The 24,593-nt window shown below is 39.3% G+C and carries 25 protein-coding genes and 1 other annotated feature; of the genes, 24 read left to right on the top strand and 1 reads right to left on the bottom strand.

The annotated features are described in order from the left end of the window. Positions 1-111: 111 nt before the first annotated feature. The 21 genes from cymR (at position 112) to QNH17_RS22345 (ending at position 21,097) form a co-directional block, all read left to right on the top strand. The gene (gene cymR / locus QNH17_RS22445) at positions 112-531 is read left to right on the top strand and encodes a cysteine metabolism transcriptional regulator CymR (protein ID WP_283875231.1); all 420 of its coding nucleotides are present in this window, start codon (positions 112-114) and stop codon (positions 529-531) included. A gap of 44 nt (positions 532-575) precedes the next feature. Next, entirely contained in the window at positions 576-1,718 is a 1,143-nt protein-coding gene (locus tag QNH17_RS22440; RefSeq protein WP_283875230.1) for a cysteine desulfurase family protein, read from the top strand. A 38-nt stretch (positions 1,719-1,756) separates the two neighbouring features. Then, a complete protein-coding gene (gene mnmA / locus QNH17_RS22435; protein WP_283875229.1) occupies positions 1,757-2,875 on the top strand; it encodes a tRNA 2-thiouridine(34) synthase MnmA in 1,119 nt (372 codons plus the stop codon). Between the two features lie 515 nt (positions 2,876-3,390). Next, positions 3,391-4,044 (top strand): tetratricopeptide repeat protein, encoded by a 654-nt coding sequence (locus tag QNH17_RS22430; RefSeq protein WP_283875228.1) that lies wholly within the window; start codon positions 3,391-3,393, stop codon positions 4,042-4,044. Between the two features lie 32 nt (positions 4,045-4,076). Continuing rightward, a complete protein-coding gene (gene recD2 / locus QNH17_RS22425; protein WP_283875227.1) occupies positions 4,077-6,527 on the top strand; it encodes an SF1B family DNA helicase RecD2 in 2,451 nt (816 codons plus the stop codon). A gap of 33 nt (positions 6,528-6,560) precedes the next feature. Continuing rightward, positions 6,561-7,034 carry a PRC-barrel domain-containing protein gene (locus QNH17_RS22420; protein WP_283875225.1) on the top strand — a complete coding sequence of 158 codons (474 nt, stop codon included), beginning with the start codon at positions 6,561-6,563 and terminating at the stop codon, positions 7,032-7,034. A gap of 11 nt (positions 7,035-7,045) precedes the next feature. Then, positions 7,046-7,237 carry a YrzR-like zinc ribbon domain gene (locus QNH17_RS22415; RefSeq protein ID WP_026563482.1) on the top strand — a complete coding sequence of 64 codons (192 nt, stop codon included), beginning with the start codon at positions 7,046-7,048 and terminating at the stop codon, positions 7,235-7,237. 80 nt (positions 7,238-7,317) lie between these two features. Beyond that, positions 7,318-7,452, top strand: coding sequence for a YrzQ family protein (locus QNH17_RS22410; protein WP_283875224.1), 135 nt, complete (start codon positions 7,318-7,320; stop codon positions 7,450-7,452). A gap of 87 nt (positions 7,453-7,539) precedes the next feature. Then, positions 7,540-8,619, top strand: a complete 1,080-nt coding sequence (locus tag QNH17_RS22405; RefSeq protein WP_283875223.1) for an AI-2E family transporter — start codon at positions 7,540-7,542, stop codon at positions 8,617-8,619. A 63-nt stretch (positions 8,620-8,682) separates the two neighbouring features. After that, positions 8,683-8,911, top strand: a binding site (T-box leader). 53 nt (positions 8,912-8,964) lie between these two features. After that, positions 8,965-11,601: an alanine--tRNA ligase gene (gene alaS / locus QNH17_RS22400; RefSeq protein ID WP_283875222.1), complete on the top strand. Its 2,637-nt coding sequence runs from the start codon at positions 8,965-8,967 to the stop codon at positions 11,599-11,601. 72 nt (positions 11,602-11,673) lie between these two features. Continuing rightward, on the top strand, positions 11,674-11,940 hold the full coding sequence (locus tag QNH17_RS22395) for an IreB family regulatory phosphoprotein (RefSeq protein WP_026563485.1): 267 nt from the start codon (positions 11,674-11,676) through the stop codon (positions 11,938-11,940). Between the two features lie 2 nt (positions 11,941-11,942). Next, the gene (gene ruvX, locus QNH17_RS22390; protein ID WP_283875221.1) at positions 11,943-12,359 is read left to right on the top strand and encodes a Holliday junction resolvase RuvX; all 417 of its coding nucleotides are present in this window, start codon (positions 11,943-11,945) and stop codon (positions 12,357-12,359) included. A gap of 12 nt (positions 12,360-12,371) precedes the next feature. Next, positions 12,372-12,683, top strand: coding sequence for a DUF1292 domain-containing protein (locus QNH17_RS22385; RefSeq protein ID WP_144547770.1), 312 nt, complete (start codon positions 12,372-12,374; stop codon positions 12,681-12,683). 166 nt (positions 12,684-12,849) lie between these two features. Next, positions 12,850-13,986, top strand: a complete 1,137-nt coding sequence (gene mltG / locus QNH17_RS22380; protein WP_283875220.1) for an endolytic transglycosylase MltG — start codon at positions 12,850-12,852, stop codon at positions 13,984-13,986. Between the two features lie 303 nt (positions 13,987-14,289). Then, the gene (locus QNH17_RS22375; protein ID WP_283875219.1) at positions 14,290-14,940 is read left to right on the top strand and encodes an O-methyltransferase; all 651 of its coding nucleotides are present in this window, start codon (positions 14,290-14,292) and stop codon (positions 14,938-14,940) included. Then, positions 14,937-15,866, top strand: a complete 930-nt coding sequence (locus tag QNH17_RS22370) for a peptidase U32 family protein (RefSeq protein WP_283875218.1) — start codon at positions 14,937-14,939, stop codon at positions 15,864-15,866. The genes QNH17_RS22375 and QNH17_RS22370 overlap by 4 nt, the downstream gene beginning before the upstream one ends. A gap of 14 nt (positions 15,867-15,880) precedes the next feature. Then, on the top strand, positions 15,881-17,152 hold the full coding sequence (locus QNH17_RS22365; RefSeq protein ID WP_283875217.1) for a peptidase U32 family protein: 1,272 nt from the start codon (positions 15,881-15,883) through the stop codon (positions 17,150-17,152). A gap of 1 nt (position 17,153) precedes the next feature. Further along, entirely contained in the window at positions 17,154-17,789 is a 636-nt protein-coding gene (gene udk / locus QNH17_RS22360) for a uridine kinase (protein ID WP_283875215.1), read from the top strand. A gap of 159 nt (positions 17,790-17,948) precedes the next feature. Beyond that, entirely contained in the window at positions 17,949-18,425 is a 477-nt protein-coding gene (gene greA / locus QNH17_RS22355) for a transcription elongation factor GreA (RefSeq protein WP_026563493.1), read from the top strand. Between the two features lie 88 nt (positions 18,426-18,513). After that, positions 18,514-20,274 (top strand): peptidoglycan D,D-transpeptidase FtsI family protein, encoded by a 1,761-nt coding sequence (locus QNH17_RS22350; protein ID WP_283875213.1) that lies wholly within the window; start codon positions 18,514-18,516, stop codon positions 20,272-20,274. A gap of 115 nt (positions 20,275-20,389) precedes the next feature. After that, positions 20,390-21,097, top strand: coding sequence for a DUF1510 family protein (locus QNH17_RS22345; protein ID WP_283875212.1), 708 nt, complete (start codon positions 20,390-20,392; stop codon positions 21,095-21,097). Positions 21,098-21,137: 40 nt separating this feature from the next. Here the strand turns inward: QNH17_RS22345 and QNH17_RS22340 are convergent, their stop codons facing one another. Next, positions 21,138-21,341, bottom strand: a complete 204-nt coding sequence (locus QNH17_RS22340) for a DUF2536 family protein (protein ID WP_283875211.1) — start codon at positions 21,339-21,341, stop codon at positions 21,138-21,140. A 326-nt stretch (positions 21,342-21,667) separates the two neighbouring features. Between QNH17_RS22340 and mtnN the strand changes: the two genes are divergently transcribed. From mtnN to QNH17_RS22325, 3 genes are read left to right on the top strand one after another with little or no spacing between them, the layout of a single operon-like run. After that, complete coding sequence (mtnN, locus tag QNH17_RS22335) at positions 21,668-22,363, top strand: 5'-methylthioadenosine/S-adenosylhomocysteine nucleosidase (RefSeq protein ID WP_283875210.1); 696 nt, start codon at positions 21,668-21,670, stop codon at positions 22,361-22,363. 13 nt (positions 22,364-22,376) lie between these two features. Then, positions 22,377-23,300, top strand: coding sequence for a PLP-dependent cysteine synthase family protein (locus QNH17_RS22330; protein WP_283875208.1), 924 nt, complete (start codon positions 22,377-22,379; stop codon positions 23,298-23,300). A gap of 1 nt (position 23,301) precedes the next feature. Continuing rightward, positions 23,302-24,438: a bifunctional cystathionine gamma-lyase/homocysteine desulfhydrase gene (locus QNH17_RS22325; protein WP_283875207.1), complete on the top strand. Its 1,137-nt coding sequence runs from the start codon at positions 23,302-23,304 to the stop codon at positions 24,436-24,438. Positions 24,439-24,593: the final 155 nt, after the last annotated feature.

Here is a 24,593-nt window from a genome sequence, read left to right as displayed (position 1 = left end):
ACCATTTTCCATTGAAAAAGCATATTAAAGTAGAATATGATATAATTTTAATGCCTATCAAATTACTAAGGATTTTAATTGATATTTTATAGATAAAAAAAGAGGTGCGATATGAAAATTTCAACAAAAGGTCGCTATGGTTTAACGATTATGATAGAGCTTGCCAAAAAGCACGGCGAGGGTCCAACATCATTAAAAACAATTGCACAAGCGAATGATTTATCCGAACATTATTTAGAACAATTAATTGCCCCATTGCGGAATGCAGGTTTAGTAAAAAGCATTCGTGGTGCATACGGCGGCTATATCTTAACTAACACCCCATCTAAAATTACTGCAGGTGATGTGATCCGTGTCCTAGAAGGACCGATTGCACCGGTTGAAGGGATTGAAGATGAAGAACCAGCTAAGCGGGAATTGTGGATTCGAATTCGGGATGCCATAAAGGACGTTTTGGACAATACTACCTTAGAGGATTTAGCGAATCATAGTAATGACGAAACGCCAGAAGGATATATGTTTTATATTTAGGGTAAAAAAGTAACATTGAGAATTATTTGATAGAAGGTGTAAATGTGGAACGAATCTATCTCGACCATGCGGCTACATCGCCTATGCATCCCATGGTTATTGAAAAAATGCTTGAGGTGATGCAAGCAACTTTCGGGAATCCTTCAAGTATCCATTCTTATGGGAGGGAAGCTCGTCACCTGATTGACCAGGCACGTTCGGTGCTAGCAGGCAGCATTGGCGCAAAGGTAACTGAGATTATTTTTACAAGTGGCGGAACAGAAGCAGATAATATGGCGTTATTTGGAGTCGCTGAAACATATCAGCATAAGGGCAAACATATTATTACCACTGAAATTGAGCACCATGCTGTTCTTCACGCATGTCATAAGTTAGAAAAAATGGGTTTTGAGGTTACGTACTTACCAGTGGACCAAAATGGGCAAATTTCGCTGGCTGAGCTGCGAGAAGCTTTAAGAGAAGATACCATCTTGGTGTCGATTATGTACGGTAACAACGAAGTGGGTACACTTCAACCAATTTCAGAAATTGGACTGTTATTAAAAGATCATCAAGCAATCTTCCATACGGATGCTGTACAAGCATATGGCGTTGAAGAAATTGATGTCAATCATAGCTTCATTGATTTATTATCTGTCTCGGCCCATAAAATTAATGGACCAAAAGGAGTAGGTTTCCTTTTTTCAAAATCAAATATTAAGCTTTCTCCACGTTCCTTCGGTGGTGAGCAAGAACGAAAGAGACGGGCAGGGACTGAAAATATTGCCGCTATTGTTGGTTTTCATGAAGCTGTTTTAATATCAAATGAAAATCGAGAGGCTAAGCGCGAACAATTCCTTGAACTGAAAAGAACGTTGATCAATAAGCTGCGAGAGCTGGATGTAGAATTTGACATAAACGGATTACTTGAAAAATCTTTGCCTCATGTATTAAACTTAAGCTTTCCTGGGACAAGTGTGGAAGCAATGCTCGTCAATCTTGATATAGCTGGAATTGCTGTATCGAGCGGTTCAGCATGCACGGCCGGCTCAATTGAACCTTCCCATGTGCTTGTTGCCATGTTTGGTAAAAACTCAGAACGATTAACAAATTCGATTCGTTTCAGCTTTGGCTATAATACAACCAATGAAGACGTTGTTAAGGCTGCGGAAGAAACGGCAAGAATTGTTGCACGTTTGAAAAAATAAATTTAGTAAAGGTTTTTTGCAATAGAGGGGTGAAATCATTGGAAAGAAAAGATCCGAAAAACACAAGAGTGGTAGTCGGAATGTCTGGTGGAGTAGATTCTTCTGTAGCAGCACTTTTGTTGAAGCAGCAAGGCTACGATGTCATCGGAATTTTTATGAAAAACTGGGATGACACGGATGATACTGGTTTTTGTACAGCAACAGAAGACTATGAAGATGTTATACGTGTTTGTAACCAAATCGGCATTCCGTATTATGCAGTAAATTTTGAAAAACAATATTGGGATAAGGTATTTACCTATTTCCTTGAAGAATATAAAGCAGGACGGACCCCAAATCCAGATGTAATGTGCAATAAGGAAATTAAATTTAAAGCTTTCCTTGAACATGCAATGAATTTAGGAGCTGACTACTTAGCGACAGGGCACTATGCTCAAGTTGAGTATCGGGATGGAGAATATAAAATGCTCCGCGGTCTGGATGAAAATAAGGATCAAACGTATTTCTTGAACCAACTGACCCAGGATCAATTAAGTAAGGTAATGTTCCCTATTGGAAATCTTGAAAAACCAAGAGTCCGGGAAATTGCTAGGGAAGCAAACCTTGCTACCGCTACGAAAAAAGATAGCACGGGGATTTGTTTTATTGGTGAACGGAATTTTAAAGAGTTCTTAGGTCAATATTTGCCGGCCCAGCCAGGGAACATGGAGACGTTCGCAGGTGAAGTAAAAGGTAAACACGAAGGCTTAATGTATCACACAATTGGCCAACGTCATGGCCTAGGAATTGGCGGTTCTGGTGAACCATGGTTTGCAATCGGTAAGGATTTAGAAAGAAATGTCCTTTATGTTGGTCAAGGTTTTCATAATGAAAAACTTTATTCAGACTCGATTACAGCTGTAGGTGTCAGCTGGGTATCTGACCGAGAAAAACCAACTGAATTCAAATGTACTGCAAAATTCCGCTATCGCCAGGAAGACAATCACGTAACCGTTCGTCTCTTGGAAGATAATCAAGTGGAAGTTATTTTCGATGAACCAATTCGCGCGATCACACCAGGACAAGCGGTTGTTTTTTATAATGGTGATGAATGTCTCGGCGGTGGGACCATTGATCATGTATTTAAAAATGGTGAACGTTTAACTTATGTTGGTTAATAGAAGACCTGATTCCTCAATTGGAATCAGGTTTTTTTGTGGGAAGACTCTTGATTGGCGGAAAAAATTAATAGTTGGTGGAATTATGCCGTAGTTTTGGCGAAACACACTTCAAATTTGGTCAGATCCACTGCCAGGTATAGCAGGTAAATTACCTGATTGGCGAAATAAAAATGAAAGTTGGCTAATTCCTTCCAGGGTTTGGCGAAATAAACATTAAAGTTGGCGAAATTCCTCCAGGGTTTGGCGAAATAAACATCAAACTTGGCGAAATCCACCGCCCAGTTTAGCAGGTAAATACAGTTTGGCGAAATAAGAGTGAAAGTTGGCGAGATTCTTCCAAAGTTTGGCGAAATAAGCATCAAACTAGGCGAAATTAAATCTCTAATTGGCGAAATCCCTCCGAAAATCCGCGAGATCCTCCCCTAAACACTCAAATAAAAATCCTCTTACAACTCTTGAAATTATTTTTTTATAAAATATGATATACTTTCTCTTAGATTGGAGTGGTAATAATGGATAAAAACCAATTAGGTGTACAATACATGCAGGAAGGCAACCTGGAAGAGGCGGCAAAGGCCTTTAATGAAGCCATTCAAGAAAACCCAAACGACCCTGTTGCCTATATTAATTTCGGAAATGTCCTTTCCGCGGTTGGGGACGACGAAAAGGCTCTAAACTTTTATCAAAAATCCATTGAAATAGATGAAAACGCTGCGGCGGCTTATTATAGTATTGGAACTTTGTTATTTAGCAAGGACCTATTTAACGAAGCAAAGAATATGTTTGAGACGGCCATGAAAAAGGGTCTGCAATCTAGTGATAATTATTTCATGTTAGGGCTGACTCTTGTTCAGTTGGATCAGGGGAAATTTGCACTCCCTTACTTACAAAGAAGTGTGGAATTAAATGAGAATGATGCGGAAGCTCGTTTTCAATACGGATTATGCCTAGCACAGTTAGAATTAATTGCTGAGGCTGTCATTCAATTTGAAAAATGTATCGAATTGGATCCAGCTCATTCCGATGCTTTTTATAATTTAGGTGTCTCCTACGCTTTTCAAGACAATCCAGCCAAAGCATTAGAAATGTTAAATAAAGCACTCGACATTCAACCTGACCATCTGCTTGCAGGTCACGCGAAAAAATTATTAGAAAGTAACCAATAACAATCATTTTTTTAGAGAAGGGAGGGAGCCAAATGGAAAAGCAAGACACGTTGGATTTATTTGCTGAACAGGGGAAATTCGTAAAGGGCAGACCGATTGTCACCATATTCCACAATGAACAAAACCTTTATACGGTTTTGCGAATAAGAGTCGATGAAACAAATCATCCATATGAGGACAAAGAAGCTGTGGTCACCGGTTATTTTCCAAAAATCCATGAACAGGAGACCTATATCTTTTTCGGTGAATTTAAGGATCATCCCAAGTTTGGTCTGCAATTTCATACCAATCATTTCCGTAAAGACATGCCCCAATCAAAACAAGGGGTCATCAATTATTTATCGGGAGAGATGTTTAAGGGGATTGGGAAAAAAACTGCTGAAAACATTGTTGAAATCTTAGGAGAAGATGCCATCTCAAAGATTCTCAACCAGCCGTCCTTGCTTGATTCCATACCAAAACTCCCTTCTGAAAAAGCAAAAATGCTCTACGATACATTAATGGAGCATCAAGGATTAGAGCAAGTCATGGTGGCTTTAAACCAATATGGCTTTGGACCACAGATCTCCATGCGGATTTATCAAGCCTATAAAGATCAAACGCTTGAAATTATGCAAAAAAATCCTTATAAACTTGTCGAAGATATAGAAGGAATCGGTTTTGGGCGAGCTGATGAGCTAGGTTACCAACTTGGCATAACAGGAAATCATCCTGATCGAATTAAAGCAGCCTGCCTCTACATCCTTGAAAATGAAAGCATGCAGACGGGCCATGTATATATACATGCTGAGGATTTATTAGAGCAAGTAAAGACACTTTTAGAAGAGAACAAACGTGATCAAATTGAATACATAGATATTTCAAATGAAGTCATCAAGCTGCAAGAAGAGGGTAAATTAATTGGTGAAGAGAAACGTGTATACTTGCCATCCCTATATTTTGCCGAAAAGGGGCTGGTAACGAACATCCAGCGGATCCTTGCACAAACAGAATATAAGGACCAATTTCCGGAGTCTGAATTCCTTCTCTCATTAGGAAGTTTAGAAGAGCGACTAGGTGTGCAATATGCACCCTCGCAACGCGAGGCCATCCAAACGGCGTTAATGTCGCCAATGTTGATTTTAACAGGTGGACCAGGAACAGGAAAAACAACTGTTATCAAAGGAATTGTAGAACTTTATTCAGAACTGCATGGTTGCTCCTTAGAACTTAAGGATTACCAGAAAAAAGGCGAACCCTTTCCGTTCTTATTAGCAGCCCCGACAGGAAGAGCCGCAAAAAGGATGAGTGAATCCACCGGTCTGCCCGCGGTAACCATTCATCGTCTCCTTGGATTTAATGGTCAAGAAGGATTTGACCGTGACGATGCAAGTCCGCTCGAAGGGAAAATTATCATCGTAGATGAAACCTCCATGCTCGATATATGGCTCGCTAATCAATTGTTTAAGGCACTTCCAGAAAATATACAAGTCATCATGGTAGGTGATGAAGATCAATTACCATCGGTCGGACCGGGACAGGTTCTAAAGGATTTGCTAACATCTGAACGGATACCTACCGTTCGTTTAACAGATATTTACCGGCAGGCAGAGGGCTCTTCGATTATTGAACTTGCCCATGAAATTAAAAAAGGCTACTTGCCCGCGGATATTACGGTAAAGCAAGCGGATCGTTCGTTTATTAAATGCTCAACAACACAGGTTGCACAAGTGGTTGAGAAAGTCGCCTTTAATGCCAAAAATAAAGGCTATTCGGCGAAGGATATTCAAGTGTTAGCGCCTATGTACAGGGGACCGGCTGGAATCGACCGCTTGAATGTTTTATTGCAAGAAATTTTTAATCCTAATCCTGATGGAAAGAGAAAGGAAATTGCTTTTGGTGAGGTCAAATATCGGATTGGTGATAAAGTACTTCAACTAGTAAACCAACCAGAAAGCAATGTCTTTAACGGTGATATTGGGGAAATTATCTCGATTATCTATGCGAAGGAAAACACTGAAAAACAGGATATGATTTACATTTCCTTTGAAGGTAATGAAGTCGAGTATACCAGACAAGATTTAACTCAAATTACCCACGCCTATTGCTGCTCCGTCCATAAATCGCAGGGTAGTGAATTCCCGATTGTCATTTTGCCAGTGACAAGAAGTTATTATCGGATGTTACGTAGAAATTTAATCTATACAGCCATCACACGAAGTAAACAATCCTTAATTCTTTGCGGCGAAGTCGATGCTCTTAAAATGGGCGTAGAAAGAGCGGATGAACTTTCTCGCCAAACAACCTTGTGCCAAAAGCTGCAAGAGTTAATTTCAGCTACTCCACTTGTTGGTAAAAAGAATGAACCCAATTCAGCTAAAGAAAATAATAACCTTGAAGAAAAAATAGGCTCTGTATTGTCCTACGAAGAAGAATTCATGCAGGCTAATCCAATGGTGGGTATGGAAAACGTTACACCTTATGATTTTATGTTAAATGACTAACACTATGAATGTTCACAGGAGGTGGGACACTCTTTGCGGACATTCTCTTTATTGAAAGGACAGCCTGTTTTTGAAACAAACAGCGGTCAAAAAATTGGCGAGGTAAGTGATTTATGTATCTCGAGCACCGGTAAGGTAGACGGGTTATTGGTAAAAAAAGGCGTTTTTTTCAAACAATCCTTTTTTTTGGATATCCAAAAAGTGGCTTCCTTCGGTGCAGATGGGGTAATGATTGAGGATAGCGACTACTTGGTAAAGCTGAAAGATCCCCAATATACACTTACACATCAACAGCCATTAGACGGGATGATGATGCTTTCAAAAAGCGGAGAATCCCTCGGTTTGTTAAAAGATGTATATTTTCAGGAGGAATTGGGCACAATCATAGGGTACGAAATCACGGATGGCTTCTTTTCGGATCTTACGGAAGGCAAACAAGTCATTCAATCCGGGAAGCCCTTAGCAATCGGAAAGGATGCCATTATCGTAGATGTAAATAATACGTGAGGTGTCTTTTCATGTTAAAGTGTCCCAATTGTCAAAGTAAGGATATCGGTAAGATTGGTATTAACCAATATTATTGTTGGAATTGCTTTATTGAACTTTCAGTAAACAAAGGCCTAATCAATACCCATCAAGTCGAAGAAGACGGGTCACTTAGTTCCTTGGACGATTTGTTTGAAGAAGAAGAACGTCGTTACACCCTTTAAGAGAGAAAAGCGGAAACGCTGAGCTAGATCGTTATCAAAGTGACAGAAACTTATTAACGTCTATTAAAGAGGTGAAACGTATGAATAAAATGATGACGACGATGATTGCGTTTGGTGCGGGAATGGCGGCCTATAATGTTGCCCAAAGAAATAATATGATGTCAGCCCGCAATATGAAAAGAATGACAAAGAAAGTGAAACGAGCGATGTTTTAGAACGAATCCCCCTCAAACCAGAGGGGGATTTTTATATGCATATTTCACCCACGTGTCTCTAACACTAACCTAAAGGGGGCTCGGAATGTGGAAATTCGAATGAAGTGGTATTACCGCATCGGTTTTTTACTCCTTTTATTAATTGCCATTTATGTTTTTCTAAAAATTCGCTTTGTTTGGCTGCCGATTCTAAAAGTCGCTGCCATTATTATTCTTCCGTTTGCAATTGGAGGATTTATCACCTATTTGCTCCATCCAATTGTAGAGAAACTACATCAAAAGGGCCTTCACCGAGGACTTGCTATTTTTCTTATCTATATTCTATTTTTTGGTGGACTCGGCATTTGTGTTTATAAAGGAGTTCCCGCGATCATCGACCAAATAAAAGATCTCTCTGAAAGTGCACCAGTATTAGCAGAGCAATATAGAGAATGGATTACTATGCTTCAATCCCACACACGAGAATGGCCAGATGGTCTACAGACTAGGATGGATGAAGGAATTGATGCGTTTGAAAAAAAATTGGATTCCTTATTAACGGTTATCGTCAATATATTAATTAATTTTCTTAATTCGGCATTAATTATGATGATCATCCCATTTATTGCCTTTTATATGTTGAAGGATTTTCCTTTGATAAAACGGGCATTTTGGTATATAACACCTAAACAATGGCGGAGAAAAGGAACTCAATTTCTTAAAGATGTCGATGAATCCCTTGGCAGCTATATTAGGGGACAACTCTTGGTATGTATCATTATAGGCAGTGTCTCTGCCCTATTGTTTTGGATGTTCCATTTAAATTACCCATTGATATTAGGATTAATAGTTGGGATTACAAATGTCATTCCCTATTTTGGACCCATCATCGGGGCAGTCCCTGCCGTCATTATCGCGGCCACATCATCCGTAAAATTGGTATTGATTACATTAGTCATTGTGTTTGGTCTTCAATTTCTAGAAGGAAACATCCTATCCCCTCTGATTGTCGGGAAAAGTCTTCATATGCACCCCTTAATTATTATGGGTGCATTAACAGCTGGAGGAGAAATTGGTGGGATTCTGGGACTAATCTTGGCCGTTCCGGCCCTTGTTGTGATCAAAGTAGCTATTATTCACGCAAAAAATCATTTTATCCGCCGGAATACAAAAGAACCTTCCACTTAAGCGGAAAGATTGATTTGACAAACTTTTTTCGGGTGTCTATAATTCGTGATATAGAAACATTGTATGAAAATGTTGAAGGATAAAGTATGTTGTAGACCATCTGTATCGCATTTGCGAAGAAGAGAGGAGCTTCCCTAGCTGAAAGAAGCTCTAGATGAAGGACGACAGAAAGCTAATCTGGAGTGCAGCTAATCACTGCCGTATGCCTGCGTTAAGGGATTTTTGAGAGATGGATACGTTTTATTGTATCCATAATCAGGGTGGTACCGCGAGATAAGCTCTCGTCCCTGTTTTTTGGGGATGAGGGCTTTTTTGTATGCTTATTTATAAAAAGGAGGACTACATATGAAGAATTTAACAGGTTCACAAATTCGTTCCATGTTTTTAGAGTTTTTTAGTAAAGAAAAAGGTCACACCATCGAACCAAGTGCATCACTAGTGCCTCATGATGATCCATCACTTTTATGGATTAACAGTGGTGTCGCAACCCTAAAGAAATATTTTGATGGACGAGTTGTTCCTGAAAATCCAAGAATTACAAATGCACAGAAATCAATCAGAACCAATGACATCGAGAATGTTGGGAAAACGGCTCGACACCATACATTCTTTGAGATGCTTGGTAACTTTTCCATTGGTGAATACTTTAAGGTGGAAGCAATTGAATGGGCATGGGAATTCTTAACATCTGAAAAATGGATTGGCTGGGATCCAGAACTTCTATCAGTTACGATCCATCCTGAGGATAACGAGGCATATGACATTTGGCGGAACACCATTGGTTTGCCAGAAGAGCGTATTATTCGTTTGGAAGGGAATTTCTGGGATATTGGAGAAGGTCCAAGTGGCCCGAATACTGAAATTTTTTATGACCGCGGTCCAGAGTATGGAAATGATCCATCAGACCCCGAGCTTTATCCGGGCGGTGAAAATGACCGATATCTTGAAGTCTGGAACCTTGTATTTTCTCAATTCAATCATAATCCTGATGGCACGTATACACCGCTGCCAAAGAAAAATATTGATACGGGGATGGGATTAGAACGTATGGCTTCTGTTGTACAAAACGTCCCTACCAATTTTGATACAGATTTATTTATCCCAATTATTCGTGCAACAGAAGAGATTTCTGGTGAAAAGTACGGTCAAAACAAAGAAATCGATGTTGCTTTCAAAGTAATTGCTGACCATATTCGGACGGTTGCTTTTGCTGTTGGAGATGGAGCATTGCCATCCAATGAAGGACGTGGCTATGTGCTCCGCCGCCTGCTGCGCAGAGCTGTTCGGTATGCAAAACAAATTAATATTAATCGCCCATTCATGTATGAACTTGTGCCGGTCGTGGGTGAGATTATGGATGATTTCTATCCAGAAGTGAAGGATAAAACAGATTTCATTCAAAAGGTAATCAAAAGTGAAGAAGAACGCTTCCATGAGACCCTTCATGAAGGCTTAGCGATTCTTGCTACTGTCATTAAGAAGGAAAAAGAAAAAGGCAGTGATACCATCACAGGTGCTGATATTTTCCGACTTTACGATACCTATGGATTCCCTGTTGAATTAACAGAAGAATATGCAGAAGAAGAGGGTATGAGGGTAGACCATGCCGGCTTCGAAGTCGAAATGGAGCAGCAGCGTGAGCGTGCAAGGGCAGCAAGACAAGATGTTGATTCGATGCAGGTACAAGGTGGAGTCCTTCGTGATGTAAAGGTCGAGAGTAAATTTGTTGGCTACGATGAACTCAAAACAAATTCCACTGTGGCGGCGATTATTAAAAATGGTGAGCTTGTTGACAGTGCTGCAAGTGGTGAGGAAGTACAATTAATTCTTGATGTGACACCATTCTATGCCGAGAGCGGTGGGCAAATTGCGGACCGTGGAGTGATCGTAGGCGAAGGTAGCAGCGTTGCTGTTAAGGATGTACACAAAGCACCTAATGGTCAAAACCTTCATCAAGTCATGGTTACAGCTGGAATTTTAAGAACGAATGACAAGGTGAAAGCTGAAGTGGATGCCGAAAATCGTGTCAAGATTATTAAAAACCATACAGCGACACATTTGTTACACCAAGCCTTAAAAGACGTTCTTGGCGAGCATGTTAATCAAGCTGGTTCCCTTGTAGAACCAGATCGTCTCCGCTTTGATTTTTCGCATTTCGGTCAAATTAAGCCAGAAGAACTTGAACAGGTTGAACAAATCGTCAATGAAAAAATCTGGAGAAATATCGAACTGGACATCAGTTTAAAACCGATTGCTGAAGCAAAAGCAATGGGAGCGATGGCTCTTTTTGGCGAAAAATATGGTGATATTGTCCGTGTAGTAAGGGTGGGCGATTACAGCCTTGAGCTTTGCGGCGGATGCCACGTGCCGAATACATCTGTGATTGGATTATTTAAGATTGTTTCCGAAGGTGGAATTGGTGCTGGAACCAGAAGGATTGAAGCAGTAACCGGCGAATCTGCATACAAGTCACTAAATGAACAGGTTGGTTTGTTAAAGGATGCAGCTGAGAAACTTAAAACCAATCCAAAGGATATCGTTAACCGAATTGATAGTTTGATGCTTGAAATCAAACAACTTCATAGAGAAAACGAATCTCTTGCATCCAAGCTTGGAAATATTGAAGCTGGAAACCTCGTATCAAAAGCAAAAGAAATTGATGGGGTAACCGTATTAACGGCAAATGTTCAAGGTGCAGATATGAACAACCTCAGAAATATGGCTGATGATTTAAAGCAAAAGCTGGGCTCTGTTGTGATTGTTTTGGGTAGTGCTCAGGAAGGAAAGGTGAACTTAATTGCAGCGGTAACGAAGGACCTTATTGAAAAAGGTTACCATGCAGGTAAGTTAATCAAAGAAGTTGCTTCCCGCTGCGGCGGTGGCGGCGGTGGTCGTCCTGACATGGCTCAAGCTGGTGGTAAAGACCCAGAAAAGCTTGATGCAGCGCTTCAATTTGTAGAGGAATGGGTAAAATCCATTTGATATTAAAATAAAGTAGTGTAAAATAAAAATTACTAGAATAATTTTCCTCAAATAAAAAGCGAGGTGCATGCAATGAGCTCATTTGACAAAACGATGCGATTCAATTTTCCTGAAGAACCATTTGAACATGATATTAATGATGTTCTTAATCAAGTGTATGAAGCTTTGCAGGAAAAAGGCTATAACCCGATCAACCAAATTGTTGGTTATCTATTATCAGGAGATCCTGCCTATATTCCACGTCATCGTGATGCCCGCAATATAATTCGCAAGCTTGAACGTGATGAAATTATTGAGGAATTAGTAAAATCCTATCTTAAACAGCAGCGAGAGGGTTAATAATGCGCGTATTGGGTTTAGATGTAGGCACGAAGACAGTCGGTGTTGCTTTAAGCGATGAATTTGGCTGGACTGCCCAGGGCCTCACCACTCTCAAAATAAATGAAGAAAGAAATGAGTTTGGTTTTGAGGAAATTGGTCAATTAATAAAAGAGTATCAAGTAGAGAAGGTTGTCATCGGTTTGCCTAAAAATATGAACGGGACCATCGGACCGCGTGCAGAAGCGAGTATGCAATATGCCACTGAAATTGAAAAGCAATATGCAGTTCAAACAATTCTTTGGGACGAGCGTCTTACAACAATGGCAGCGGAGCGCGTGTTACTTGAAGCCGACGTAAGTCGAAAAAAACGGAAAAAAGTTATCGATAAGATGGCAGCGGTAATGATCCTGCAAGGCTATCTAGATAGTAAAAATTAATGAGGTGAAGAAATGGTAAACGAACACGATCACGAACATGAAGAAGAACAATATATTACCTTAGTAGACGAAAATGGTAATGAACAATTACATGAGGTGCTTTTTACTTTTGATTCTGATGAATTCGAAAAATCCTATGTATTCTTTTATCCAGTAGGATCTTTTGATGATGATGAAGAGGATGTCGACATTCATGTTTATGCCTACATTCCAACAGAAGACGGCGGATATGGTCCGTTAATGCAAATTGAAACGGATGAAGAATGGGACATGGTTGAAGAAGTTTTCAATACCTTTAACGAAGACCAAGAAGACGAAGAATAGAAAAGAGAAAAACCGGCCATTTCCATGGCCGTTTTTTTTGTGGAATCTGTTATAAAATCTGACAAATTTATTGTTAAATTGACATTTTTCTTACTATATGCTGAAATAATTAAGATGGTCTATTTTTTAGTGCGCCGTTCTATGAGTCAAAGGAAAGGGGAGTCAAATGACAACAGACAAGACAGATACAAAGAAAGAAGTTATTCGTAAAAAAATGTTAGAACATCAAAAAGAAGCAAAAGTTGTCAGAAAGATAGTTTTAATTATTTCCATTTTATTGCTATTATTTATACTCTTAATTAGTGGTGGAGGATATTTGTACATAGAATCAGCACTTAAACCTATTGACGCAGGTAGTAAAAAGTTTAAACAGGTTGATATTCCGTTGGGTTCCTCAGTAACTGGTATTGCTGAAACGTTAGAATCAAATGGCATTATAAAGAGTGCTAAAGTATTCAAATATTATGTGAAGTTAAAAAATGAAGGTGGGTTTATGGCTGGCGAATATCAACTAAGTCCATCTATGGATGTCCCTGAAATCGTCAACCGCCTCAAGACAGGAAAAGTACTAGCACAAGCCAGCTTCAAAATTACGATACCTGAAGGAAAACAACTAAAAGAAATTGCTGCTATAATGGCGAAAGCAACTAAACAGAAGGAAAATGATGTTTTTAATAAATTGAACGATCAGGAATTTATTAAAACATTGATGGCAAAATATCCTGATATCTTAACAGAAGAAATCTTAAATTCTTCCGTGAAATATCCTCTTGAGGGGTATTTATACCCTGCAACCTATCCTTTTTACAAAAATAATCCGTCAGTAGAGGAAATGGTTGCTGCCATGCTTACGAAAACGCGGACCGTATTATCAGATTATGCAGAACAAAGTGAGAAGAAAAAGCTTTCGGTTCATCAACTTTTGACAATGGCCTCCTTAGTCGAAGAGGAAGCAACCGAAAAGGCGGACCGTAAAACGATTGCAAGTGTTTTTTATAATCGCATTAAAAAGGGAATGATGCTCCAAACGGATCCAACCGTTCTCTATGCACAAGGGAAACACAAGGCAAGGGTATTATATAAGGATCTAGAAGTGGATTCTCCCTATAACACCTATCAGAATACTGGTTTACCTCCTGGTCCAATTGCAAATGCCGGAAAGTCATCGATTGAAGCATCACTTGATCCTGCTGAAACAGATTATTATTACTTCATAGCAACAGCAGATGGAGATGTTATTTTTACAAAAACACTAGAAGAACATAATAAAGAAAAAGCAAAACATATTACTAGTAAAAAATAATGATTCAACGAGGGAAACATTCGCTTTCCCTCGTTTTTGTATTGAAATTTATGATTGGTTTATGATAAAATAGTTCAAGTGTTTTAAATAAAGGATCCATAGCGTAACTCACAGTAAAGGTATCCTAAGCAGCAATTGCTTGGACGCATGATGGCGGATTTTAACCGTTAAATGCTTAAGATTACTGTGAACGCTATTTTTTCATGTCTAAAGAGCATTATGGATAGAGATAATAAAAGTATTTTACTTAGAGAATTGCTACCCATTGTGCAATTCTTATTTAAGGATAGAGGTGAGGGCAGCTTGTTAAATGAAAAGCTGCATTCTTATATAGATGGTCTTATTTCAGAACGAAATCCGTTATTAACCGAAATGGAAAACTATGCAAGTGTTCATAATGTTCCTATTATGGAACTCTCGGGTATAGAAACCATGCTTCAATTATTACGAATTCACCGTACGGAAAGAATTCTTGAGGTAGGCACAGCAATCGGTTATTCTGCTTTACGAATGGCTGATGCGCTGCCAAAAGCCCATATAGTAACAATCGAGCGTGATGTGGAACGGCTCCAATTGGCAGAAGAATTTATACAACGTTCGGAACATCGTAATCAAATTACTTTGATCCAAGGTGATGCACTAGAGGTTGAGGATGCTGTGAAAGAACATGCATCATTTGACGCCATTTTTATTGATGCAGCGAAAGGTCAATATAAAAAGTTCTTCGAGATATATTCTAAATATTTAAGTGATGATGGAATGATCATTACTGACAATGTTTTATTTAAAGGACTGGTCGCTGAACCAGAAATTGAAACAAAAAGAATCCGTAATCTTGTCAAAAAAATTGATGAATTTAACCACTGGTTAATGAGCCATCCTGGTTATCATTCTGTCATTCTACCCGTAGGAGATGGGGTTGCGATAAGTAAAAGAAGAGGTGAGAGTATATGAAAAAACCGGAATTACTTGTAACTCCGTTAACAGTTGATGATATCTTGCCATTAATTGAAGCCGGTGCGGATGCGTTTGTGATTGGTGAACAACGATATGGGCTGCGGCTGGCTGGTGAATTTACCCGTGAAGATGTAAAAAAAACAATTGAATTAGCACATTCAAAAGGTAAAAAAGTCTATGTGGCCATGAATGCGATTTTTCATAATGAAAAGATTGATGAACTAGATGATTATATTAAATTTGTGTCAGATGCGAAGGCTGATGCGATTATTTTCGGTGATCCGGCCGTTTTAATGACCGTCAGAGAGGTTGCTCCTGACATGAAACTCCATTGGAGTACGGAAACCACTGGAACAAACTGGTTTACTTGCAACTATTGGGGAAGAAAAGGCGCGAAAAGAGCTGTTCTTGCAAGAGAAATAAATATGGACGCCATTGTGGAAACAAAAGAAAATGCGGAAGTGGAAATCGAAGTCCAAGTTCATGGGATGAGTTGCATGTTCCAATCGAAACGTTCCTTGCTGGGGAATTATTATGAGTACCAAGGGAAGGTATTGGAAGTCGAAAACCGCAAAATGGAAAAGAATATGTTTCTTCATGATAAAGAGCGTGAAAATAAATATCCCATTTTTGAAGACGAAAATGGAACACATATTATGAGTCCAAATGATATTTGTATCATTGATGAACTGCAAGAGATGTTGGAAGCGGGTGTAGACTCGTTTAAAATAGATGGAATCTTAAAAAGCGCTGAATATATTCTTGCAGTAACAAAGGCTTACCGTGAAGCAATCGATGTGTTTAGTGAAGATCCAGACGCATATGAAGATAAAAAGGACGAGCTATTAGCTGCAATTGAAGAAATTCAGCCAGAAAATCGTTCATTAGATACAGGATTCTTTTTCAAAGAGACAGTTTATTAAGGAGGGGTTCAACTATGAATACAGTTAAAGATAAGATTTCTGAAATTATCGATGGAAAACGTGTCATTGTTAAGAAGCCGGAACTCCTTGCTCCAGCTGGAAATCTTGAAAAATTAAAAATTGCTGTCCATTATGGTGCTGATGCCGTGTTTATCGGCGGTCAAGAGTATGGACTTCGTTCAAATGCAGACAACTTTACCTTTGAAGAAATGAAAGAGGGTGTAGAGTTTGCTAAGAACTACGGTGCAAAGATCTATGTAACCACTAACATTTTTGCTCATAATGAAAATTTGGATGGATTAGAAGAATATATCTTAGGCTTGAAGGAAACAGGAATTGCGGGAATTATTGTCGCAGACCCGTTAATTATTGAAACTTGCCGTCGTCTTGCGCCGGAAATTGAAATCCATATTAGTACACAACAATCACTTTCTAACTGGAAGGCAGCCCAGTTTTGGAAAGAGGCCGGGGCTGAGCGAGTCGTTTTAGCACGTGAGGTAAGTGCTGACGAAATTAAAGAAATGAAAGAAAAGGTCGACGTTGAGATTGAAACCTTTATTCATGGTGCAATGTGTATCGCTTATTCTGGCCGTTGTACATTGAGCAACCATATGACTGCAAGAGATTCGAATCGTGGTGGCTGCTGTCAATCATGCCGATGGGATTATGATCTTTACCAACTGGAAGGAAGTAATACAGAAGTGGCTCTCTATGAAGAGGGGGACGCTCCGTTTGCAATGAGCCCGAAAGATCTTAACTTAATTCAAGCAATCCCGCAAATGATTGAACTTGGAATCGATAGTTTAAAAATTGAAGGCCGAATGAAATCTATTCACTATATTGCAACAGTCGTAAGTGTATATCGTAAAGTAATCGATGCCTATTGCGCCGATCCTGAGAATTTTGTCATACAGAAAGAATGGTTAACAGAGCTCGACAAGTGCGCTAATCGGGAAACAGCACCAGCATTTTTTGAAGGTGTTCCTGGGTATAAAGAGCAAATGTTTGGTAATCATAGCAAGAAGACAAATTTTGACTTTGTAGGTCTGGTTTTGGACTATAATCCAGAAACACAAATCGTTACGCTTCAGCAGCGCAACCATTTTAAACCAGGTGAAGAAGTGGAATTTTTTGGACCTGAAATTCAAAACTTTACACATGTAATTGATAAAATATGGGATGAAAAAGGTAATGAATTGGATGCGGCAAGACATCCGCTTCAAATTGTACAATTTAAATTGAACAAACCGGTCTACCCTAACAACATGATGCGAAAGGAGAACTAGCATGATGCGAAAACCGGTTGTTATTGGTGTAACCGGCGGCTCCGGCTCCGGAAAAACCAGTGTAACAAAATCCATTTATGAAACATTGAAAGCTCATTCCATTTTAGTATTAGAACAGGATTATTATTATAAGGACCAAAGTGATCTACCATTTGAAGAACGTTTGAAAACAAACTATGATCACCCGCTTGCCTTTGATAATGACTTACTTATTGAACATATTGAAAAACTGTTAAGATATGAAGTCATCCAAAAACCTGTTTATGACTATTCAATCCATACACGTTCAGACAGGGTTATCCCTGTAGAACCAAAAGATGTTATCATTTTAGAGGGAATCTTAGTACTTGAAGATGAACGCCTTCGAAATTTAATGGACATAAAATTGTACGTAGATACGGATGCGGATTTACGAATTATCCGCCGTTTGACTCGTGATATCAGTGAGCGGGGCAGGACCTTTGATTCCGTTATTGATCAATATTTAAATGTTGTTCGCCCAATGCATAATCAATTTATTGAACCTACCAAGCGATATGCAGATATCATTATCCCTGAAGGCGGCCATAACCATGTGGCGATTGATTTAATGGTCACAAAAATTCAAACAATTCTTGAACAAAAGTCATTTTTATGAAACAATAGCAAGGAATAGTCTAAATATAAAATTTCAGACTGGAAAAATATTTTCTGTCGCGCGCCCTTTTAAAAAAGGACGCGCTACTATCTATTATGCTGATTGGCATAGAATTACATAAAGTACATACACAATTAAGGACTAGAAGGAGTGAGGGTTTTGGCTACAGAGAAAGTATTTCCAATGACACAAGCAGGTAAAGAAAAACTAATCCAAGAACTTGAATATTTAAAAGCTGTAAAACGTAAAGAAGTGGTGGAGAGAATTAAAATCGCGAGAAGTTTTGGTGATTTATCTGAAAACTCTGAGTACGATTCAGCGAAAGAGGAACAAGCATTTGTTGAAGGCCGAATTACCACTTTAGAAAATATGATCCGTAATGCCAAGATCATTGCAGAGGCTGCTATGGCAAGTGACTCTGTAACATTAGGTAGTTCTGTTACGTTTGTTGAGCTTCCAGATGGTGATGAAGAAACGTATTCGATTGTTGGCAGCGCTGAAGCTGATCCATTTGAAGGGAAAATCTCAAATGATTCCCCAATCGCCAAAAGCCTATTAGGTAAAAAAGTTGGCGATCAAGTATCGGTTCAGACTCCTGGCGGAGAAATGAGCGTCCGTATCGTAAGTATCAAATAATCGTAATTATAATTATTTTTGGTCTTCCATTTGAATAATTGATTGAAATAAGAAAACCTCGTCAAAACTTTTGACGAGGTGTTTTTTTATGTGGCGAAAACGAGCGATTGGATGGCTAATTATTTCTATAATCGGTTTGCTATTACTTCTAGTACGTTTAATGCAAATACAGTTAATTGAGACGGAGACTTTTTCGAAACATAATGTAAATTTACTAGAAGAAAGTGTAAAACAGCGAACACAGGAACTAGTTATTGATAATGGCAGAGGGAATTTTCTTGACAGAAATGGTACCATGCTCACGCATAAAAAAGTGTCCGTTCTAGTCCTTTTTCCATTTTTAAAAAAAATGGATTGGGATGCTGACAGGGTATCAGACATCTCTGGTATACCTGTGGAGGTTCTTAAAATGGCTGTAGAAGGTGCGAAAAAGCCATTTGCCTATGGCGACCCTGAACCAGTAGAACTTACGACTTCACAAAGGGATAGAATCAATTCTTTGAAAATCCCAGGAGTATTTGCGATAGAAAAAAAGTTTGAGCGATCAGAAGTACCGGCAGAACAATTGATTGGGCTTACAGGAGAAAATGCAGCCGAATTACAAAAGCGGTACCCTGATAAAGAACTAGCGGAGAAAACATTGATCGGTGTATCGGGGCTGGAAGAGAGCTTTGATGAATTCCTCCTTCCGGAAGGAAAGTCTAAGCTGGTTTATCATGTCGATGGAGGAGGGGCCCCCTTGTTCGGAATTAATGTGAAATATGTGGATCCGGCCAATCCGTTTTATCCTGTTAATGTTCGGACAACCCTGGATAAGGATTTGCAGCAAAAAGCGGAGGATATAGTGGACCAATATCAAATAAAAAAAGGAGGACTAGTTCTCCTTAATATTGAGGATAATAGCATTCTTTCCCTTGTATCGCGGCCAACCATCAATAAGAATGACCCCTACAATGGTACAGGAATGACAAATATGATGCTAAAACAACAGATCATGGGCTCAGTATTCAAAACGGTTGTTGCAGCTGCGGCAATTGATCATAATCTTGATAATGCGCAGCGACTGTTTGATTGTAGTAAAAAAATAAATGGTAAACCAGAGCTAAGATATAATTACGGAATGTTGGATTTTACCACTAGCTTTGCGAGAAGCTGTAATCGGACGTTCGGGGAATTAGCAAAGGAATTGCAAAATATTAATCCACATCTTTTAGAAGATTATGCAGAAAAACTGTCACTTACAGGTTCTGTTGGCTGGCATGGTGATATATTTCATACAAATGATTTTAAGCAAATGGCTGATGAAGACAAAGGAAGAGTGTTTCTATCGGATGATGCAAGAAAGGATGCAAATATCGCTGCCATGTCTGGCATCGGACAGCATGAGGTACGGGCAACTCCTTTAGCTGTCGCTAATATGATGGCAACAATCGCAAGAGGTGGAGAAAAGGAGATGGTAAGAGCCGTCTCAAAAATTGAGTATAAGAACGGAACAACAATGGCTGATTTCCCAAAGCAAAACCTAAATGGTGATAAGATCTCGCCATATACCGCAATGAAACTTCAGAGATTACTGCGGGAGGTTGTAGTAAACCCAAACGGAACGGGAAGATGGTTCAAGGACTTACCTTACGAAGTCGCAGGGAAATCAGGGACGGCAGAGACTGGAAAATATCAAGCTGGAATGCAGCTGCATAATAAATGGTTCGCAGGTTATTTCCCTTACGAACATCCAAAATATGTCCTTGTTGCCGTTAATTTAGATGTGCTTGATTCGGAGGGCGGCGTAAATTTGTTATTTGCTGAGATGGTAAAAATGCTGTATCAAAAAGATCATAGAATGCAATAGGAAATGGTTTTTCCTTCAAGTTCTCTTAAAATCATGTTAGAATATTGAGAGTCTATAAATGTCTGGCTCCAATTTGAAAGGGAGCTTCTGTATTTTTATTTAGGAGGGAATAATATTGACTAATGACATTAATTCTAAATCACGTTCAGGTTATCGTGCAAAAAGAAAAAAGACAAATATCGTCTTAAATAGTTTAATCGTCGTTGTGCTTTTACTCATAATTTTTGTCGCATACAATATTTTTGCAACAGGTAATGATAATGCTTCACCAAAAAAGGAAACGACTAAAACAGAACAAAAAGAAACGGTACAAAAGGGTACGGAGCAAACAAAGGCGGAAGATGCTACCTCAACTGAGGACGACAATGTTACTGATCCTGCGGCTAATGAAGACGAACTAAGTGAAGAGACTTCAACAACGGATGAATCTGCTGCTACAGAAGATGCGTCAGCTTCAGAGGAAGCAGATGAATCACAGGAAGTGGTAACAGAGGGTGATGAGAATGGGAATGGAGTAAGAGAGACTGAAGATTCATCATGGCAGCCTGTTGGTACAACTCAAACAGGCGAACATACCGCTAATTATGATAGTTCTTCCGCTGACTGGCAAGAAATGTTGAATGCCATTTCCTATGCCACTGGCTTAGATAAAGCAAACATGACAGTATATTGGCTTGGAAGAGATAAATCTACCAAAAATGGTTCGTTTAGCACAGTCGCTTCAAAAGATAATAAGCAGAAGTACAATGTCTACCTTCAGTGGGTGGATGGCCAAGGTTGGAAACCTACCAAAGTAGAAGATCTATCTGGGAATGGCCAGTAAAAATAGATAGTAAAAAACCTCTCAAATCCGAGAGGTTTTTTTATTTCTTTTTAAAATGGACAACGGCAGTAAAATATGTTTGACCATTTTCACTAACATGCATTTGGTGGGAAACGGAATGGACAGAAAGTAAAATTGCCCGATTTTCGTCAATTTGGGATTCAATTTTTTTTTGTAAGGTTTTTAAATTATTTGCCTCAAAAAATTCCACTTTATCCTCAATAAGTTCAAATTGAAAATTCATAAGATCACCTTCCTACTGTTTGTATTTTAGCTTTTTCCATGAATTAGCACAACGAAATTGCGAAGAACCTGGTAAATAAAATTAGTTGGGAACAGGTTTTTCACTAACCCATATTATACTTATAGGATTGATGCTAAATTTTCAATCGCGGGAAAAATAGAAGAAGTACTTGCTATTTTATTAGCATGCTTTTTTCAAAAACGGTAGAATAGTGTTTGCGGATATGATGGATTAATCCGAGGAAGATTAAAAGCAGAAACGTTACGACCTTTAAACAAAGCAAAAGAGCTATTAGAGGCGTAAAAAAATGAGAAAGAGGTCCAAGTATGAAAATCGCAATCATCGGAGCAATGGAAGAAGAAGTTACCCTACTTAGAGACAATATCGACAATCAAACACAAGAAACCGTCGCAGGATGTGAGTTTACTTTTGGACAAATGCATGGAGCAGATGTCATCTTGCTTCGCTCTGGCATTGGAAAAGTAAATGCAGCTATGTCTACAACGATCCTGCTAGAAAAATATAAGCCTGATTGCATCATTAACACAGGTTCTGCAGGTGGATTTAACCCAGCACTTAATGTTGGAGATGCGGTTATTTCAACAGAAGTCAGACACCATGATGTCGATGTAACGGCATTTGGATATGAATATGGTCAAGTACCACAGTTACCTGCTGCATTTTTGGCTGATGAAAAATTAATTACAGTCGCTGAAACTGCTGCACAAGAGCTTGATAATTTCCAAATCGTTAAGGGCTTAATTGTCACTGGTGACTCATTTATGGAAGACCCTGTCCGAGTTGATTTTGTCCGTTCCAAATTTAATGACTTGCAAGCTGTTGAAATGGAAGCGGCAGCGATTGCGCAAGTGGCCCATCGATTTGGTGTTCCTTTCGTAATTATTCGCTCGCTTTCAGATATTGCTGGAAAAGAATCCGAACTTTCGTTTGATCAATTTATTGATAAAGCGGCGACCAATTCCGCAACTCTTGTAATGAAAATGGTGGCAGCTTTACGATAGTAGAGGTGAAAACATGAAGGTTTACAAAAATGTTCATGAACTTATCGGGCATACACCGATTGTTGAAATTTCACAGTTTCCTTTGCCTGAAGGAGTTCGTATTTTTGCAAAGCTAGAATTTATGAATCCAGGCGGCAGTGTAAAAGACCGCCTCGGGATCGAACTATTACGGGAAGCATTTACTTCTGGAAAATTGCAGACCGGTGGAACCGTGATTGAACCAACGGCCGGAAATACCGGGATTGGCTTAGCGCTTGCGGCTATTAACCAGGGAGTACAAGTGATATTATGTGTTCCTGAAAAGTTTAGCATAGAGAAGCAAGACTTAATGAAAGCTCTAGGGGCTAAAATTGTTCATACCCCAACTGAGCAAGGGATGAAAGGGGCAATTACCAAGGCTGAGCAGCTTCTGAAGGAAATACCTGGTTCGTATTGTCCGCAGCAATTTGGTAACCCTGCGAACCCTGAAACCTATTATAAAACACTAGGACCGGAACTTTGGGATCAAATGGACGGTCAGATTGATATCTTCGTCGCGGGAGCAGGCACTGGCGGAACATTTATGGGAACCTCACGGTACTTAAAGGATCAAAAGAAAGCCGTTAAAACGGTCATTGTGGAACCAGAAGGATCGATCCTAAACGGCGGAGAATCAGGTCCTCATAAGACCGAAGGGATTGGAATGGAATTTTTGCCAGGCTATATGGATCCAGATTACTTTGATGCAATTCATACAGTCCCGGATCAGGCCTCTTTTGCCTTGGTCAAGGAATTAGCTATGAAAGAAGGATTACTGGTGGGCAGCTCTTCAGGTGCAGCCTTTCATGCTGCATTGAAAGAGGCGGCTGCGGCGGAGCCTGGAACAAATATTGTGGTTATCTTCCCTGATGGAAGTGAACGTTATTTAAGCAAGAAGATTTTCGAAGGAGGTATTTAGTTTGAAAAGGAAAACCCAATTGATTCATGGTGGCATAAGTAATGATCCTGCAACTGGGGCGGTTACCTTTCCCATTTATCAAGTGAGTACGTATAAGCAAGAAGGTGTCGGTGGACATAAGGGTTATGAATATTCACGTACCGGAAATCCAACAAGATTTGCGCTTGAAGAATTGATTAAGGAACTTGAAGGAGGCAAAGCAGGATTTGCTTTTGGCTCTGGGATGGCAGCCATGACCGCAGTAATGATGTTGTTTAATAGTGGTGATCATGTCATTCTAACAGATGATGTTTATGGCGGCTCGTTTCGTGTTATGACTAAAGTCTTGAATCGATTAGGAATTGACTCTACGTTTGTTGATACAAGTAAAGCCGAAAATATTTTAAGTGCAATTAAACCAAATACGAAAGCGATCCATTTAGAAACACCTACCAACCCGCTTTTGAAGATTACTGATATTGAGGCAGTAGCGAAGCTTGCTAAAGAACATAATCTGTTAACCATTGTCGATAACACATTTTCGACACCATATTGGCAAAATCCAATCGAACTTGGTGCTGATATTGTTGTGCATAGTGCCACCAAATACCTTGGCGGGCACAGCGATGTTGTAGCAGGTTTAGCTGTTGTTAACAGTGAAAAGCTCGCAGAAGATCTCCATTTTGTGCAAAATTCAACAGGAGGAATCTTAGGTCCGCAAGATTCCTATTTGTTAATTCGAGGGATTCGTACTTTAGGGGTTCGCTTGGAAGAGATGGAAGCCAATACAAAAGCTATTGTAGAATTTCTACAAGGACACGAGAATGTGAAAAAAGTTTATTACCCTGGGATTGAATCACATCCAAATCATCAAATCGCTAAAAAGCAAACAAGAGGTTTTGGTGGGATGGTTTCATTTGATGTTGGAAGTGCCGAAAATGCTGACAAATTACTTAGTAAGGTAAAATATTTTACATTAGCAGAAAGCCTTGGAGCAGTAGAAAGCTTGATTTCAGTACCAGCAAGAATGACCCATGCATCAATTCCCGCAGAACGCAGAGCAGAACTTGGAATCACAGATGGCCTCGTAAGAATCTCCGTGGGCTTAGAAGACGCAGAGGACCTCATTGAGGACCTAGACAATGCATTAAAATCGTAAAACCATTGGGTGTCAGGCACTATGTGAAAATTTCACATGGTGCCTGACACCCTTTTTAAAATTAGGCTTTTGAATTAATTTAAAAAATTTCCATTAAAAAGGTTTACAAAGTAATGGTGTGTGGATATAATTACCGTAGTAAGTAATTTATTCCA

Origin of the sequence: Neobacillus sp. SuZ13 (assembly GCF_030123365.1) — a bacterium.
Taxonomy (GTDB): domain Bacteria; phylum Bacillota; class Bacilli; order Bacillales; family Cytobacillaceae; genus Neobacillus.
The sequence above is the reverse complement of the archived record's forward strand: the minus strand, read 5'-3'. Positions and strand labels throughout refer to the sequence as shown.

What these genes read in the sequence shown, in the direction of transcription:
- cymR (WP_283875231.1), top strand. Translation starts at nt 112, where the DNA reads ATGAAAATTTCAACAAAAGGTCGCTATGGTTTAACGATTATGATAGAG.
- QNH17_RS22430 (WP_283875228.1), top strand. Translation starts at nt 3,391, where the DNA reads ATGGATAAAAACCAATTAGGTGTACAATACATGCAGGAAGGCAACCTG.
- recD2 (WP_283875227.1), top strand. Translation starts at nt 4,077, where the DNA reads ATGGAAAAGCAAGACACGTTGGATTTATTTGCTGAACAGGGGAAATTC.
- QNH17_RS22415 (WP_026563482.1), top strand. Translation starts at nt 7,046, where the DNA reads ATGTTAAAGTGTCCCAATTGTCAAAGTAAGGATATCGGTAAGATTGGT.
- QNH17_RS22410 (WP_283875224.1), top strand. Translation starts at nt 7,318, where the DNA reads ATGAATAAAATGATGACGACGATGATTGCGTTTGGTGCGGGAATGGCG.
- alaS (WP_283875222.1), top strand. Translation starts at nt 8,965, where the DNA reads ATGAAGAATTTAACAGGTTCACAAATTCGTTCCATGTTTTTAGAGTTT.
- QNH17_RS22395 (WP_026563485.1), top strand. Translation starts at nt 11,674, where the DNA reads ATGAGCTCATTTGACAAAACGATGCGATTCAATTTTCCTGAAGAACCA.
- ruvX (WP_283875221.1), top strand. Translation starts at nt 11,943, where the DNA reads ATGCGCGTATTGGGTTTAGATGTAGGCACGAAGACAGTCGGTGTTGCT.
- QNH17_RS22385 (WP_144547770.1), top strand. Translation starts at nt 12,372, where the DNA reads ATGGTAAACGAACACGATCACGAACATGAAGAAGAACAATATATTACC.
- mltG (WP_283875220.1), top strand. Translation starts at nt 12,850, where the DNA reads ATGACAACAGACAAGACAGATACAAAGAAAGAAGTTATTCGTAAAAAA.
- QNH17_RS22370 (WP_283875218.1), top strand. Translation starts at nt 14,937, where the DNA reads ATGAAAAAACCGGAATTACTTGTAACTCCGTTAACAGTTGATGATATC.
- QNH17_RS22365 (WP_283875217.1), top strand. Translation starts at nt 15,881, where the DNA reads ATGAATACAGTTAAAGATAAGATTTCTGAAATTATCGATGGAAAACGT.
- udk (WP_283875215.1), top strand. Translation starts at nt 17,154, where the DNA reads ATGATGCGAAAACCGGTTGTTATTGGTGTAACCGGCGGCTCCGGCTCC.
- QNH17_RS22350 (WP_283875213.1), top strand. Translation starts at nt 18,514, where the DNA reads ATGTGGCGAAAACGAGCGATTGGATGGCTAATTATTTCTATAATCGGT.
- QNH17_RS22340 (WP_283875211.1), bottom strand. Translation starts at nt 21,341, where the DNA reads ATGAATTTTCAATTTGAACTTATTGAGGATAAAGTGGAATTTTTTGAG.
- mtnN (WP_283875210.1), top strand. Translation starts at nt 21,668, where the DNA reads ATGAAAATCGCAATCATCGGAGCAATGGAAGAAGAAGTTACCCTACTT.
- QNH17_RS22330 (WP_283875208.1), top strand. Translation starts at nt 22,377, where the DNA reads ATGAAGGTTTACAAAAATGTTCATGAACTTATCGGGCATACACCGATT.